The 14,176-nt window shown below is 71.4% G+C and carries 14 protein-coding genes; 4 read left to right on the plus strand and 10 right to left on the minus strand.

All coding sequences use genetic code 11. The annotated features are described in order from the left end of the window. A partial coding sequence (locus GFD30_RS22845; protein WP_322633525.1) for a DNA polymerase III subunit gamma and tau occupies positions 1 to 1,195 on the minus strand: 1,195 nt, incomplete at its 3' end. Positions 1,196 to 1,530: 335 nt separating this feature from the next. On the opposite strand from GFD30_RS22845, the gene GFD30_RS22850 reads away from it, so the two are divergent. Next, positions 1,531 to 3,024, plus strand: coding sequence for an RICIN domain-containing protein (locus GFD30_RS22850; RefSeq protein ID WP_194202079.1), 1,494 nt, complete (start codon positions 1,531 to 1,533; stop codon positions 3,022 to 3,024). Positions 3,025 to 3,087: 63 nt separating this feature from the next. On the opposite strand, the gene GFD30_RS22855 is transcribed toward GFD30_RS22850, so the two are convergent. From GFD30_RS22855 to GFD30_RS22870, 4 genes are read right to left on the minus strand one after another with little or no spacing between them, the layout of a single operon-like run. Continuing rightward, on the minus strand, positions 3,088 to 4,305 hold the full coding sequence (locus GFD30_RS22855) for an ABC transporter permease (RefSeq protein WP_227996890.1): 1,218 nt from the start codon (positions 4,303 to 4,305) through the stop codon (positions 3,088 to 3,090). Beyond that, complete coding sequence (locus GFD30_RS22860; protein ID WP_153027477.1) at positions 4,306 to 5,010, minus strand: ABC transporter ATP-binding protein; 705 nt, start codon at positions 5,008 to 5,010, stop codon at positions 4,306 to 4,308. Continuing rightward, on the minus strand, positions 5,007 to 6,095 hold the full coding sequence (locus GFD30_RS22865; RefSeq protein WP_153027478.1) for a peptidoglycan-binding protein: 1,089 nt from the start codon (positions 6,093 to 6,095) through the stop codon (positions 5,007 to 5,009). The genes GFD30_RS22860 and GFD30_RS22865 overlap by 4 nt, the downstream gene beginning before the upstream one ends. Next, entirely contained in the window at positions 6,095 to 6,664 is a 570-nt protein-coding gene (locus tag GFD30_RS22870; protein ID WP_153027479.1) for a hypothetical protein, read from the minus strand. Before GFD30_RS22870 ends, GFD30_RS22865 begins: the two co-directional genes overlap by 1 nt. 143 nt (positions 6,665 to 6,807) lie before the next feature. On the opposite strand from GFD30_RS22870, the gene GFD30_RS22875 reads away from it, so the two are divergent. Continuing rightward, the gene (locus GFD30_RS22875) at positions 6,808 to 7,464 is read left to right on the plus strand and encodes a response regulator transcription factor (protein ID WP_153027480.1); all 657 of its coding nucleotides are present in this window, start codon (positions 6,808 to 6,810) and stop codon (positions 7,462 to 7,464) included. Further along, entirely contained in the window at positions 7,461 to 8,624 is a 1,164-nt protein-coding gene (locus GFD30_RS22880) for a sensor histidine kinase (protein WP_153027481.1), read from the plus strand. Before GFD30_RS22875 ends, GFD30_RS22880 begins: the two co-directional genes overlap by 4 nt. A 210-nt stretch (positions 8,625 to 8,834) precedes the next feature. Here the strand turns inward: GFD30_RS22880 and GFD30_RS22885 are convergent, their stop codons facing one another. After that, a complete protein-coding gene (locus GFD30_RS22885) occupies positions 8,835 to 9,278 on the minus strand; it encodes a VOC family protein (protein ID WP_153027482.1) in 444 nt (147 codons plus the stop codon). Positions 9,279 to 9,454: 176 nt separating this feature from the next. Here GFD30_RS22885 and GFD30_RS22890 point away from each other — a divergent pair, with 176 nt between their 5' ends. Continuing rightward, positions 9,455 to 10,033 carry an RICIN domain-containing protein gene (locus tag GFD30_RS22890; protein ID WP_153027483.1) on the plus strand — a complete coding sequence of 193 codons (579 nt, stop codon included), beginning with the start codon at positions 9,455 to 9,457 and terminating at the stop codon, positions 10,031 to 10,033. Positions 10,034 to 10,275: 242 nt separating this feature from the next. On the opposite strand, the gene GFD30_RS22895 is transcribed toward GFD30_RS22890, so the two are convergent. Genes GFD30_RS22895 through GFD30_RS22910 form a run of 4 tightly spaced genes read right to left on the minus strand, consistent with a single transcriptional unit; the run spans position 10,276 to position 13,929 of the window. After that, positions 10,276 to 10,737, minus strand: a complete 462-nt coding sequence (locus GFD30_RS22895) for a hypothetical protein (protein ID WP_153027484.1) — start codon at positions 10,735 to 10,737, stop codon at positions 10,276 to 10,278. After that, positions 10,734 to 11,447: a hypothetical protein gene (locus tag GFD30_RS22900; protein ID WP_153027485.1), complete on the minus strand. Its 714-nt coding sequence runs from the start codon at positions 11,445 to 11,447 to the stop codon at positions 10,734 to 10,736. Before GFD30_RS22900 ends, GFD30_RS22895 begins: the two co-directional genes overlap by 4 nt. Before the next feature lie 5 nt (positions 11,448 to 11,452). After that, positions 11,453 to 11,755 (minus strand): hypothetical protein, encoded by a 303-nt coding sequence (locus GFD30_RS22905; RefSeq protein WP_153027486.1) that lies wholly within the window; start codon positions 11,753 to 11,755, stop codon positions 11,453 to 11,455. A gap of 59 nt (positions 11,756 to 11,814) precedes the next feature. Then, positions 11,815 to 13,929 (minus strand): hypothetical protein, encoded by a 2,115-nt coding sequence (locus GFD30_RS22910; RefSeq protein WP_153027487.1) that lies wholly within the window; start codon positions 13,927 to 13,929, stop codon positions 11,815 to 11,817. Between the last annotated feature and the right edge of the window lie 247 nt (positions 13,930 to 14,176).

Below are 14,176 nucleotides of genomic sequence, written 5' to 3' on the forward strand. Positions count from 1 at the left end.
CGGGGGCGGGACGGGCCGGGGCGGCGAGGGCCGCGCCGGCGGCGCGCTGCTCGAGGGTCTCGAGGCGCTGCATGAGGCCGGCCATCGACTCGTCGGAGCCGGGGAGGATCGCGCGGACGCACGCGAGCTCGAGGAGCAGGCGCGGGGCGGTGGCGCCGCGCATGCCGGCGAGGCCGGCGGCGATGACCTCGGCCATGCGCGTGAGCGTGGAGGTGCCCATGCGGGTGGCCTGGCTGGTCATCTTGGCGAGCTGGTCGGCGGGGGCGTCGACGAGGCCGTTGGAGCCGGCGTCGGGGACCTGGGTGAGGACGATGAGGTCGCGGAGGCGTTCGAGGAGGTCGCCGGCGAAGCGGCGGGGGTCGTGGCCGCCTTCGACGACGCGTTCGACGACCTCCATGACGGCGGCGCCGTCGGCGGCCGCGAACGCCTCGCACATCTCGTCGAGGAGGCCCGCGTCGGTGACGCCGAGGAGTCCGGCGGCGCGCTCGTAGGTGACGCCTTCCGGTCCGGCGCCGGCGATGAGCTGGTCGAGGACGGAGAGGGTGTCGCGGGCGGAGCCGCCGCCGGCGCGGACGACGAGCGGGAGGACGTCGTCGGCGACGACCGCGCCCTCCTCGTCGCAGAGCCTGCGGCACAGCTCCCGCATGGCGGGCGGCGGGATGAGCCGGAACGGGTAGTGGTGGGTGCGGGAGCGGATGGTCGGGAGGACCTTGTCCGGCTCGGTGGTGGCGAAGATGAAGAGGACGTAGTCCGGGGGTTCTTCGACGAGTTTGAGGAGCGCGTTGAAGCCGGCGGCGGTGACCATGTGCGCTTCGTCGATGATGTAGATCTTGAAGCGGGAGTCGACGGGGGCGAAGACGGCGCGTTCGCGCAGTTCGCGGGCGTCGTCGACGCCGCCGTGGCTGGCCGCGTCGATCTCGATGACGTCGACCGAGCCGTGCCCGTCGGCGGCGAGCGCGCGGCAGGAGCGGCATTCGCCGCAGGGCTCGGGGGTGGGTCCCTGGGCGCAGTTGAGGGAGCGGGCGAGGATGCGGGCCGAGGAGGTCTTGCCGCAGCCGCGGGGGCCGGAGAACAGGTAGGCGTGGTTGAGGCGGCCGGCGCGGATGGCGTTGATCAAGGGTTCGGTGACGTGCTCTTGGCCGACCACTTCGGCGAAGGTCTGCGGCCGGTATTTGCGGTAGAGCGCGAGTGCCACGTCGTCCTCCTGCTGGTTGCTCCGCCGGCGGCGCGGATCTGGTCGGCGCTGTTCTCTGCGGCCCGGTTCCCGCTGTGCTTGCGGGCGCTGCCGGTTCGGCGCTGCTGGTTCGCGGCGCTGTCGCGGCGGGCCTGAAGCCAGGGTACGGCCTGGGTCCGACGTTCTGCGGTTCGACCGGCGGTGTTGGTGCGGCGGGCACAGGGCGGCGGCCGGGTGGACGGGTTGCGGGGGTTTTCGGGGATTTGAGGGGTGGTCCCCGGGAGATGAAAGCGGTATCCTGTTCGAACCGCGATAGATTTAAACGTTTCAATGTAAGCCGATGTAAGGAGTCCCGCTTGCGCACCCCAGCTCCACCCCGCCGCGCGCGCCTCGCCAGGCTGCTGGCCGCCGCCGCGGCGGCACTGTTCACCGCCGCCGGATTCACCGTCCTCGGCTCCGCACCGGCCGCCGCCGTCGAGACGAACACCTGGTACCGGATCGTCAACGACTACTCCGGCCTCGCCGTCAGCATCCAGAACGGCTCCACCACCGCCGGCGCCCCCGCCGTCCTCGCCGCCCCCTCCACCGCGACGAACCAGCAGTTCCGCTTCGTCGACTCCGGCGGCGGCTACTACCGGATCCAAGCCCGGCACTCGAATCAGGTACTCGACGTCTACGCCAAGTCCACCGCCAACGGCGCCGACATCGTCCAGTGGACCGACAACGGCGGCACCAACCAGCAGTGGCAGGTCAACACCCAGACCGACGGCTCCGTCGAACTCGTGAACCGCAACTCCGGCAAGGCCCTCGACAACTGGGAGCGCGCGACCGCCGCCGGCAGCCGGATCTCCCAGTACGACCGCATCGGCGAGGAGACCCAGCACTGGAAGCTCGTCCCCGTCGAGGGCACCGGCGGCACCGCCGGCAACGGCTCCCTCACCGACCCGAACGTCCAGTACTACGGCCGCTGGAACACCGCCAGCGCCTCCTGGTACACGATGGGCTGGGCCGGCGGCTACGTCGAGACCGCCTTCACCGGCTCCTCCATCGGCGTGAAGCTCCGAGGCACCATCGACATGTACTACTCGATCGACGGCGGCAGCGAGACCTGGATGCGCGCCGTCTCCGGGAACGTCACCATCAGGTCCGGCCTCTCCGGCACCCACTCCATCCGGATCGGCTTCCGCGAACGCGCCGGCTCCTACACCGGCGACCCGGCCTTCGGCGGATTCATCCTCGCCTCCGGCGGCACCACCGTCACCAGGGCCCGCCCCGCGAACTTCATCGAGTTCATCGGCGACTCCATCACCGTCGGACAGCCCAACGGCAACCGGCCCTTCACCGCGTACGGCTACCTCGTCGGCGACAACCTGAACGCCGGCCACACCCAGGTCGCCCAAGGCGGCGCCTGCCTGGTCAGCACCGCCGACGGCTGCTACGGGATGATGGACTGGTTCCGCCGATCCTCCGCGTTCGTCTCGAACGACGACTGGAACTTCTCCCGCTACCAGGCCACCGCCGTCGTGATCAATCTCGGCACCAACGACGTCGGCCACGGCGTCTCCACCACCGCGTTCCAGCAGAACTACATCGTCATGCTCGAACGCGTCCGCCAGGCCTACCCGAACGCGCACATCTTCGCGATGGAGACCTTCCGGAACCGCTACAGCCCCGAGACGCAGAACGCCGTGAACGCCCGCGTCAGCGCCGGTGACACGAAGGTCCACTTCGTCGACACCACCGGGTGGCTCCCGGACGCCTCCGACCTCGTCGACAGCGTCCACCCCAGCGACTCCGGCCACGCTAAGATCGCCGGCCGCCTGACCCCGATCATCGACCAGTACATCTAGGACACGACGAGGCCGCGGGCCCGCTCTGACCAGGAGCGGGCCCGCGGCCGGACAAGCGGCGGCCTAGTTCGCCGTCAGCGCCTCCGTCGGCGACAGCCGCGACGCCCGCACCGCCGGGTACAGGCCCGCGACCGCGCCGATGAACAGCGTCGCCGCCACGCCACCGACGCTCGCCCAGTACGGGACCACCGTCGGCCACTCCCGCACCGCCGCGAACACCGCGGTCACCGCCGTCCCCAGCAGCACCCCGCCGACCCCGCCCAGGGCGCTCAGCAGCAGCGACTCGGCCAGGAACTGCAACCGGATCTGCCCCTTCGTCGCCCCCAGCGACCGCCGCAGACCGATCTCGCTGCGCCGCTCCAGGACCGAGATGACCATCGTGTTCGCCACCCCGACCCCGCCCACGAGCAGCGCCACACCGCCCAGGCCGAGCAGCATCCCGGTGAAGGCCGTGTCCACGGCGTTCTTCGCCGCCAGCGCGTCCGACGGCCGCGACACCTCGACCTCGTCGGGGGCCTCCGGGTTCGCGGTCGTCGCGAGCACCCCGGCGACCTCCTCCACGTACTGCTCCTCGGCGCGGGCGTACACCGTGGTCGGGTGCCCGTCGAAGCCGAGGTACGCGGCGGCGGCCTCCCAGCCGACCATGACGGCGAGGTCGAGTTCGTCTGCGAGCGCGACGGGTTCGAGGATGCCGACGACGGTGAACCACTGCCCGGCGATGTAGACCTCGACGCCGTCGCCGACCGAGACGATGCCGAGCTGCTCGGCCGCGGCCGAGCCGAGCACGACCGCCGGGTAGCGGGCCGTCGCGGCGTTGAGCCAGGCGCCCTCGGCGAGTTCGGCCCCGACCGTGTCGAGCAGGTCGAGTTCGGCGGCGACGACGCTCATGCCGCCCGAGCGGCCCTCGGGGATGTGGTCGGACCGGTACACGTTCGTGCCGGGCACGGACCCGGTCGCGGCGACCGCGTAGACCGGGTCGATCCGGTCGACCATCGCCGTCGACTCGTACGGCAGGACGCCCTCCTCCCCCGACAGCATCGACGTGCCGGGCTGGACCGTGAGCAGGTTCGTGCCCAGGGCCGCGAGCTGCCGGTCGAGTTCGGCCCGGCTCGACGAGGAGATGCCGACGACGGCGATCATCGCGGCGATGCCGATCGCGATGCCCAATGCCGAGAGCCAGGCCCGCAGCGGCCGGGTCCGCAGGCCGGTGGCGCCGACTTTGAACACGTCGCCCGGGCGCATCCGGGCGGGGCGCAGCGCCCGCGGGTCGGTGGCGACCATTCAGACCACCTGCCCGTCGCGCATCGCGACCTGCCGGGGCAGCGAGTCGGCGATGTCGTGGTCGTGGGTGATGACCACGATCGTCGTGCCGGCCTCGTGGAGTTCGTGCAGCAGGTCCATGACGCTCGCGCCCGAGACCGAGTCGAGGTTGCCGGTCGGCTCGTCGGCGAGGAGGAGCGCCGGGTTGCCGATGACGGCCCTGGCGATGGCGACGCGCTGGCGCTCGCCGCCGGAGAGCTCGTTCGGGAGGTGGTCGATGCGGTGGTCGAGCCCGACTCTGGCGAGGGCTTCGGCGGCGCGGGCGCGCCGCTCGGGGGCGGCGGTGCCGCTGTAGAGGAGGCCGTCGGCGACGTTGTCGAGGACCGGCTGCCCCACGGCGAGGTGGAACTGCTGGAACACGAACCCGATCCGGGAGGACCGGAGCGCCGAGAGCTGCTTGTCGCGGAGTTTCGCGACGTCGAAGCCGTCGATGCGGACGGTGCCCGTGGTGGGCCGGTCGAGTGTCCCGATGAGGTTGAGCATCGTGGACTTGCCCGACCCGGAGGGGCCGACGATCGCGCACATCTCCCCGGGGTCGATGCGCAGGCTCACTTCGCGGAGCGCCTTCACGTCGCCGGCGTAGGTCTTGGTGACCGCGTCGAGTTCGACGACCGGTCGCGTCCCGGCCTGCGGTGCGGCGCTCTCGGCTTCGACGAGGACGGTCATGAGGGCACCACCACGGACTGACCCGCTTCCAGGCCTTCGCCGCTGACTTCGACGTACCCGTCGGCGAACAGGCCGGTGTCGACCGCGATGACCTCGGTGCCGCCGTCGACGACTTCGACGCCGTAGCCGCCTTCGGCGAGGCCGAGGAGGGCCTCGACGGGGACGGTGAGGACGTCGGCGGCGCTGTCGCCGGCGAAGCCGACGTCGACGCTGGCCTGGTCGAGCGCGTCGAAGACGGTCGCGTCGTCGGCGGCCACGGTCACTTCGAGGTAGGTGACGTCCTCGGTCTCGCCGCCCTGGCCGGTCTCCTCGGTCACGACGGTCTCCGAATCGGTGACGGTGCCGGTGGCCTCGGTGCCGTCGGGGAGGGTGATGTCGACGGCTTCGCCGACGACGACCAGCTCCTGGTCCTCGAGTTCGACCTCGACGGTGACGACCTTGTCGAGGCCGGTGTAGGCGAACACCGGCCCGCCGGGCTGTGCGGCGGCGCCGAGCTGCGGGTCGACGGTGTCGACGCGGATCGCGTCGGGGGTGAAGACGACCCGGCCGAGTTCGACGGCCCCGGTCTCCTCGAGTCCGAGGTCGTCCTGCCATTCCTCGACGGCGTCGGCGGTGGCGTCGGTGTACTCGTCGTCGACGGTGAACCCGTCGTAGCCGAGGGCCGCGAGGTTCTCCTCGAACTGCTCGACGTCGGCGCCTTCGGTGCCGGGGCCCAGCGCCCGGTACGCCGGGAGGGACCCGTACATGAGGACGACCGGCTGGTCGTTGACGGAGTAGAGGACGTCGCCGCGTTCGAGGACGTCGCCTGCGGCGGGCAGTCCGGTGAGGGTGCCGTTGAGCAGGCAGTTCATGTCGAGTGCGTCGCCGTAGCCGAGGTCGCCGGCGACTGTGACGGTCTCGGTGAGGGTCTGGACGGTGACCTCGGCGGTCGCCGGCGTCTCCTGGGTGGCCTCGGCTTCGGCCTCTTCGAAGAAGGAGCGGAGGTCGAACCCGAGGGCGGCCGCGGCCGCGCCGGCGGCCGCCAGCGCGATCGCCGCTCCGGCGACGACTTTCCCTGCGCGGCCTTTGCCGCGTCGGCGCGCCATCACTCGTCCTCGCTGTTCTCGGGGCCGGGGCCTTCGGGGCGCAGGTCCGCGCAGGCGGCCTCGGCCGCTTGGAACTCTTCGCTCTGCGGGTCGAAGCCCATGTCGCCGTTCATGATGATGCCGCCGCCCGGCTCGGGGTCCGGGAACTCCTCGATGCCGTTCTCTCGCATGCATTCGGAGTACTCGACGAGGGCTTCGTAGACCTCGGGGTCGATCTCGTCGCCGCCGTTGGGCTGGGGCCGGAGGTCTTCGCAGGCGGCTTCGGCGTCCTTGAACTCCTGGCTGTCGGGGTCGATGCCTTCGGTCAGGCCGAGGCTGATGCCGCCCTCGCCTTGCTGCTCGGGGTCGGGGAACTCGGGGACGCCGTTGTCGCGCATGCACTGGGAGTACTCGAGGGCCTGGGCGAAGGCGTCGTTCTCGCCGCCGCCGTCCCCGCCTTCGGTGTCTTCGGAGGCGGTGGCGGTGCCGTCGGCGGACGCGACGCCGCCGTCGTCGCCGGTGTCGTCGCCGCATGCGGCGGCGGTGAGGGCCGTGAGGCCGAGGAGGAGCGCGATCAGGTATCGCCTCATGTCGTTCGCCTTTCAGGTCGCTGTGGCGCGGCCGGAGGGTTGGCTTCCCCGGCCGCGCAGTCAGTACAGCGGCCGGGGCGTTGCGCGGCCGTAATCCGGAACGGCAATGCCGCGGCAACACCGGGCGGGCGATGATGTGTGGCATGAGGATCCTGGTGGTCGAAGACGAGCCGCTGCTCGCCGACGCGGTCGCGGAGTGGCTGCGCGGCGAGGCGCACGCGGTCGACGTCGTCCTGGACGGCGGCGCGGCGCTGGACCGGATCGGCGTCAACGAGTACGACGTCGTGGTCCTGGACCGGGACCTGCCGGTCGTCCACGGCGACCAGGTGTGCCGCGAGATCGCGGCCGTCGGCGCCGACACGCGCGTGCTCATGCTCACCGCCGCCGCCGAGGTCGACGACCGGGTGACCGGGCTGGCGCTGGGCGCCGACGACTACCTGCCGAAGCCGTTCGCGTTCCGGGAGCTCGCGGCGCGCGTGGCGGCGCTGGGTCGCCGGGCCCGCCCGGCGGCGCCGCCGGTCCTCGAGCGGGCCGGGATCAGCCTCGATGTGCATCTGCACCAGGTGTTCCGTGACGGCCGGTATGTGCCGTTGTCGCGCAAGGAGTTCGCGGTCCTGGCGGAGCTGCTGCGCGCGGGCGGGGCGCCGGTGTCGGCCGAGCAGCTTCTGGAGAAGGCGTGGGACGAGCACACCGACCCGTTCACGCAGGCGGTGCGGATGACGATCCTGAAGCTGCGGCGCAAGCTCGGGGACCCGCCGGTGGTCCTCACCGAACCGGGAGTGGGGTACCGGATCCGATGAAGCTGACGCTCCGCGCCCGTCTGACGCTCGTGTACGGGGGCCTGTTCCTCATCGGCGGGGTGCTGCTGCTGTTCCTCACCTACAGCCTGGTCCAGAACCACCTGCCGGACGAGGGGGAGGCGAACCGGTCGATCGTGGGGATGAAGGAGTCCGCGGATCTGCCGGTGCCCGAGCCCGGCGAGGATCCGGAGGCGTACGCGCAGGACGTGCGGTTCCTGATCGCCGGGGAGGTCTGGGAGGACGCGCTGTACGTGATCGCCACCCAGGGCGGGCTCGCGCTCGGCCTCGTCGGCGTCGCGACGGTCGCGCTCGGGTGGCTCGTCGCCGGGCGGATGCTCCGCCCCATCCAGGGCCTCACCGACACGGCCGCGCGCATCGCCGAGGCCCCCGCGGCCGGGCAGGGGCTCCACGAGCGGATCAAGGTCGAAGGGCCCCAGGACGAACTGCGTGAGCTCGCCGAGACGTTCAACCGGATGCTGGAGCGGCTCGACCACTCCTTCGACGGGCAGCGCTCGTTCATCTCCAACGCCTCCCACGAGCTGCGCACGCCGCTGACGGTCACGCGGGCACTCCTGGAGGTCGCCGTGCACCGGCCGGGTGCGTCGGCGGACGTGCGGCAGCTCGGCGAGACGCTCCTGGAAGTGAACGCCCGGCACGAGCGGCTCATCGACGGGCTCCTGCTGCTGATGCGCTCGGACCGGGAACTCGGCGAGCGATCCTATGTGGACCTCGCTGACGTGGCGGTCCACGTCGCCGCCCAGACGCCCGCCCCCGGCGTCGCGGTCACGGCCGACTGCGAGGAGGCTCCGACCCGCGGCGAACCGGTCCTGCTCGAGCGGCTGGTGCAGAACCTGGTCGAGAACGCGGTCCGCTACAACCTCCCCGAGGACGGCTGGGTCACGGTGGCGACCCGCACCGACGGCACCCGCGCGGTCGTCGAGGTCGCCAACACCGGCCCGGTCGTCCCCGCCTTCGAGGTCTCGGGCCTGTTCGAGCCCTTCCGCCGCCTCGGCACCGAACGCCTCGCCACCGCCTCGAAGGGCGCCGGCCTCGGCCTCTCGATAGTCCGCGCCATCGCCGAAGCCCACGGCGGCGAAGCAACCGCAAAGGCCCGCCCCGAGGGCGGCCTGGTGGTGACGGTCGCGCTGCCCGTCGCGTGAATGCCGTTGGGGCGCAAACGATCTCTCATGAACGCACCTGACGACGCTCGCATGAACACGTCGCGAGCGCAGGCCCGAGTCGAGGTGGCACTGGCGCGGGCGCTTCCGGCGGTCGGCGTCAATACACCACTACGGCGGGATCCTCGCGCGGGAAGCTTCTCGGCATGCCCGGAATGACGAGATCCCTACGGTATACAGCGGCGAGGAAATCTACGGCACCGATCGCATACTCCGACCAGTCGAGGGTGAGAAGGAAGCGGCGACGAGTTCGACTTCGAAGCCGTCCTGGTTCTCCAGATACGCCGCATAGTGGTCGCCGCCTCCGGCGAACGGGTGCCGGTCAGGGAACATCAGAGTCCAGCCGTGCTCGCTGCCCTCGGCGACCAGCCGTTCGACCTCGGCGTCATCTCCGACGTGGAAGGCCAGGTGGTTCAGACCCGGTGCGCACCGGTCGTGCCGGCTCCCGGTCAGTGCCGGAGACTGCTCCACCACCAGGTAGGTGGGGCCGAGCCGCCAGCTGCGTCTTGCCGGCCACTCCTGGTGCAGCGCATAGCCGAGGCGTTCAAGCAGCCAGCCCAAGGAGTCGACGGCCCGGGTGAGATCGGGCACCCACAGCTCGACATGGTCCAAGGTTCCGGCGACTGGAAGCTCCATGGCGGCAATCCTACGGAGCTCGGCGGCACCGGATGGCGCACAGCGGCGGGGAGGTGTCCGCACGGAACGCCCGGCAACCGATGCGCCTGGAGGCGCGCCGCGGGCCCCCTCGGGTTGTTCCGTCCCGTTAGGCTCGGGACGGACTTCTCCCTACCCCCCTCGGAGCGTGCTCGCTGATGGCCGGTGGTTTCAGAACTGGAACTCGCCCCAGTTTCAACCTGAAGTTCAAGCTGCCGTTCGTCGACATCGAAGTCATCGACATCGCCGGATACGCGGCGCTGCGCAAAGGCGCCCCGGTCGCGGGGCCGTTCATGCTCGTCGAGCGTGCGAGCGGCTACGCGCTGGAGACCGATGCGCGAGCGCAGCCGTTCACGCGCCCCGTCCTCGGCACCGCGCACGGCGGCCTCGGTCAGCAATGGGGGTTTCGGCGGCCGGTATCGAAGAGCGACGAGTTCACGATCCTGTCAGTGGTCAACGGCATGGCGTTGGACGCGACAACTGTTGACGCCACAGTGCCCGCCGGCAATGGGGCGCCGCTGGTGCTGTACGAGGAGCACGCTAAGCCCTGGCAGCGGTGGGAGACGCAACCGGTACCGGATGGCATCGGCTGGATGATCACCAGCGTCCACAACGGGCACGTCATCGACTGCACACCGGTCCCGCAGCCGGGCAAGGAACTGGTGTGGATGTGGGAGAGGAACGGCCTGGCGCATCAGCAGTTCCTGATACTCCCGATCGGACGCGTGCCCCGCTGAGCCACGACTCAGCCACGGCTGCGCCACCGTGTCGCAGCGCCTGACTCGACCTCCGATGGCGCGGTCGGAGTGATCCCTTCCCAATCTCGGTGCGTTCGATTGCGAGCGCAACCGACATCGCCAACCCACCCGCACGCCAAGGCGGTGCGGGAGCGGCGAAGCCGCACCGCCGCACACGGCGGCCGAGCCGGCAATGCCCATCGGGAAACCACCGCCGGCTCGACCGCCGAACTGCATCGCGGTCAGCCGAGGAGCCAGACCGTCATGACCGCCTTCGCGCGCTCGACCACGCGATCAGGGTTGGCCCGCAGCCACGGAGACCGCGCGACCTGAGAGCTGAGCAGTGCGTAGAGCACCGGGCCGCGCTGCTGGTCGCTCAGCGGTTCGAGCAGGTGCGGCTCCCCGTAGAGGGAGCGGACCGCCGCTTCGATCGCGAGGTAGTCGGGCGGCGGCTCGGTTCCGGCCCCGGCCCGGCGGATCTCGTCCATGAGCGCCGCGAGCGCATCGTGGTCGACCGGTCCGGCCCCGAGCCCCGCGCCGGGGCCGAGCCGGCATTCGAGGCAGACGGCGACCGCCGCGCGGAGCAGCTCCACCGCCGTCCGGTGGTCGCCGGGGCTGAAGCGGCCCCGCAGGCTCGCGGCGGCATCGAGGTCGCCTGTTACCAGTGCGGACAGGTGCCGGTGGTGCAGTTCCTCGGGTTTCATTCGGTCTCCTCCTCATCGGCTGCGGCTGCGGGTCGGATGTCGGCGGGGCGCGCTTCTGCCGGGACCGGGTCCCGTTCGGATCCGGGCCCGGGAGCGGCTTCCGTCCGCGGCGCGGGAGGCCCGAACGGCTCCCCGAACATCGCCCGCCCGGTGTCGCTCAGGACCTCGGCGCCGATCACTTCGGCGCCCGCGAACAGCTCCATGAGCGCGCCGTCGGTGACGCCGGGATCGACGAGCTCGGTCATGACCGCCCACATGTACCCCGGCTGCTCGCTGACCGGGACCTCGGTCATGAGCAGCGACTCCCCGCACACGGCGCGGACCAGCGCCTCGGCGCGGATCGCGCAGAACCCGTTCCCGGGCCGGTAGTGCTTCTCGTGCAGGCGTTTCGTGAGCGCGGCCAGGTCTTCGGGGTCGGGCCGGGTCCCGAACTCCTCGACCACGACCTGACAGAACAGGTAGAGGACGAACAGCAGGTGCGCCATCCGCCGGGCCTCGCCGATCTGCACGGCGAGGCCGAGGGCCGTCTCGGTGTCCCCGCGAAGGCGGGCGGTGGCGTGGGCGCGGAACAGCTCCTTGTCGCCGTCGCGCGGACTCGGCCGGGTGTCGCTGCCGGACATGGATTCCCCGGACATGGATTCGCCGGGCATTGCCTCGCTGGGCAACGCTTTGCCGGGCATTGCTTTGTCGGACACGGGTTCGTCGGACATGGTTCCTATCCTTCGCAGGTGCGGTGGGCCCGGTTCCAGGCGTCGAGGGCGGCGCGCTTAATCTGCGCGGCGCGGCCTGGCGGGCGGGCCCACTCGAGGTGGTCGGGTTCGGTGACGTGGAGATCGATGCGCCTGGTGTCGAAGCCGGTCAGGTAGCCGACGACCGGCGGGACCTGGTCCTGGACGGTGATCCACAGGCGCGGAGTCCCGGCGAGGACGCCGAACCGGAGGCGACGCTCCCCGACCTCCGATTCGCCGACGACGGTGAGCGCGGCAGGATCGATCCCGGAGAAGGAACGCACCGGCAACGGGATCGCCTTGAGCGCGTTCGCGTATCGCGCACGTACGCGATGGGGTGAGAGCCGGCCTATGCCCATACCGCACCGCCGAACGCCGATTCGACCGGAAGGCCCGCTTCAGCGGCACCGGCCGTGCGGACGCTCCGGCGTGCGTGGATCTCGGTCCGAGCCCGCTCGGCGCCCCGGATCGCCTGAGCGAACCTGCTGGTACGCAACGCGATCGCTGTCCGGGCGGCGGCCTCGCGCGGCCTGGGGGCCTCGCCGGGTCGGGACGCGGCTCCGCGAAGCATGTGGACCTCGCGAGACCCGGATGCGTCCCCATGAGGTGTCGAGACCTCGCCGGACAGGGACGCGGCCTCACGCGGTCTCGGGATCGAAGTGGCGGCCGGAGGCTCCACCGGGCCGGGCGCCCCGGCGGCCGAACCGTCCCCGGTTCCGATGGAAGCGGCGGCGCGGACATCGCGCGGATCCCCTTGCCGCCCTTGCCGATGCTTGAACGCGCCCGCGACGGCGCGGACCAGCCGCGCGAACCGGCCGCCGACCGGACCGCCGTCCCGCTCGCCTGCGGGGGCGGTGCGGTTCGTGCGGTGCGCGGCCGCGAGTTCGGCCGACTTGACCAGGAACCGGTCCCAGGCGTCCTCGCGGAGCTTGTCGAACCGGTGCGGCACTTCGGTAAACACTTCGGCGGCACCGGCGGACGCGCACCCCGATGCGGTCCCGCCGAACCGCTCGGAGCCTCCGGCGACTTGCCGGGTTTCGTCCGACCGGCTCGGCCGCTCGACGGTCTCCCGGGGTCCGTCCGACCAGTGCGGCGCCCCGGCGGCGGCGAAGGTGTCGCCACCGCCGACGGACCGGTTCGCGGGCAGACCGGGCCGGACGGGCTCGGGCGGGTCCTCGCTGTTGCGGTCGGCCTGCGACCAACCGGCACCCCGACGCGGCACCGGCGACCGCCGACGACCCTGACCGAAACCCCCTTGCGCCCGAGCGCTTTCGGAATCCTCCCGGCTGCGGGACGACGGCTCAGAACCGGACCCCCATCGACGCGGCGAACCGGCCCCGGAACCGCCGGCGCCGTTTCCGCCCGACCGGTCGGAGTGATCAGAACGCCCGGACCGGTCACTGTCGGAGTGATCAGGCCGCCCAGACCGGTTGCGATCGGCGTGGTCGGACCGCTCAGACCGGTCGCGGTCGTTGCGCTCCTGGCGGTTCCGCCGGGCCGCCGCATCGGCGTCGCGGGCCGCCACCTGCTCGGCTTCGTGGGCGGCCGCATGGACCGCGACCGCGGTCTCGGCCTCACGGGCCGCCATCTGCTCGGCTTCATAGGCAGCCGCACGAGCCGCAGCCGCGGTCTCGGCCTCGCGGGCCGCCGCCTGCTCAGCCTCATGTGCGGCCGTGCGGGCCGCAGCCTCGGTTTCGGCCTCGCGGGCTTCGCGTTCGCGGGTGATGCGGGTGCGGCGCTCGTACAGGGCTTCGGCGTGCTCGGCCCATTCGGCCTTCTCGGGTTCCTCCTCGATCTCCCACCACGGGATCGGATCGGGCAGCTCATTGCGGCGGTGACGGCCGGTGCGCCGGTCCGGGAACCAGTCGGGCGAGCCGAACGGACCCGGGTCGAGCACGTCGTAAGGGCGGTCGGTGTCGATCAGCCAGTCATCGCCGGGCTTGTGCCGCAGGTGATCCGGCTCGAAGCGCGGACTCGACGGGTCCGAGTCGGGTGCGTCGAGGTCGCACAGGTCGGGGCGCGTCTGGTACCGGTACGCGCCCGGTGTCATCGGATCAGGTGATCCGTCGGCGAGGAAGAGCCGCCGCCCCGCCCAGTCGTAGAACCCGTCGACCTCCTCGAACAGGCCCGGGTTTTGCGGGTGCGAGTAAGCGCGGTTATGGCGGGGATCGTCGTCGGCAGACCTGCGCTCGCCCGGGATGAGGTCGGGCGCAGACCCGGTCCCGCCCTGGGCGAGGCCGGACGCGGAACCGCTGGACGCGGCCGGTTCAGGGTCAGCGCTGACGGCGCTGACCGCCCGGTCGGCCGCTGCGGCGGCCCGAAACCTGCGGGTCAGGTCCGAGTCGCCGAGCGGGTCGGGTTCCTCGTGGCGGGACGCGGGAGTGTAGGCGGCCGTATCGGATTCGAAGTCGCGGGAATGGCTGTTTTCAGGTACGCCCGAATAGCGTATCGTCGTAGACGACACGGAAAGCTCGCTTTCTGTTGTTGGCCGCCCGGTGGACCGAGTTTGGTAGCGAGGAGCCACCGGGCGGCGGTTACATTCTGGCCTATAGATGAAGGCTAATGAGAGCTGGATGCTTCGTAACAAGCTCCGTTCGAGACGTAAGGAATTGGCCCGCAAGTGATTGCGAGTGCCGGTGCTCCGATGATGACGCACAGTTTGTGCTCTGTCAACTTACGGTGCAAAGTGATGTCAGTCGCGTCTAGACGGG

It is taken from the genome of Glycomyces albidus, from assembly GCF_009451885.1.
GTDB classification, from domain to species: domain Bacteria; phylum Actinomycetota; class Actinomycetes; order Mycobacteriales; family Micromonosporaceae; genus Glycomyces; species Glycomyces albidus.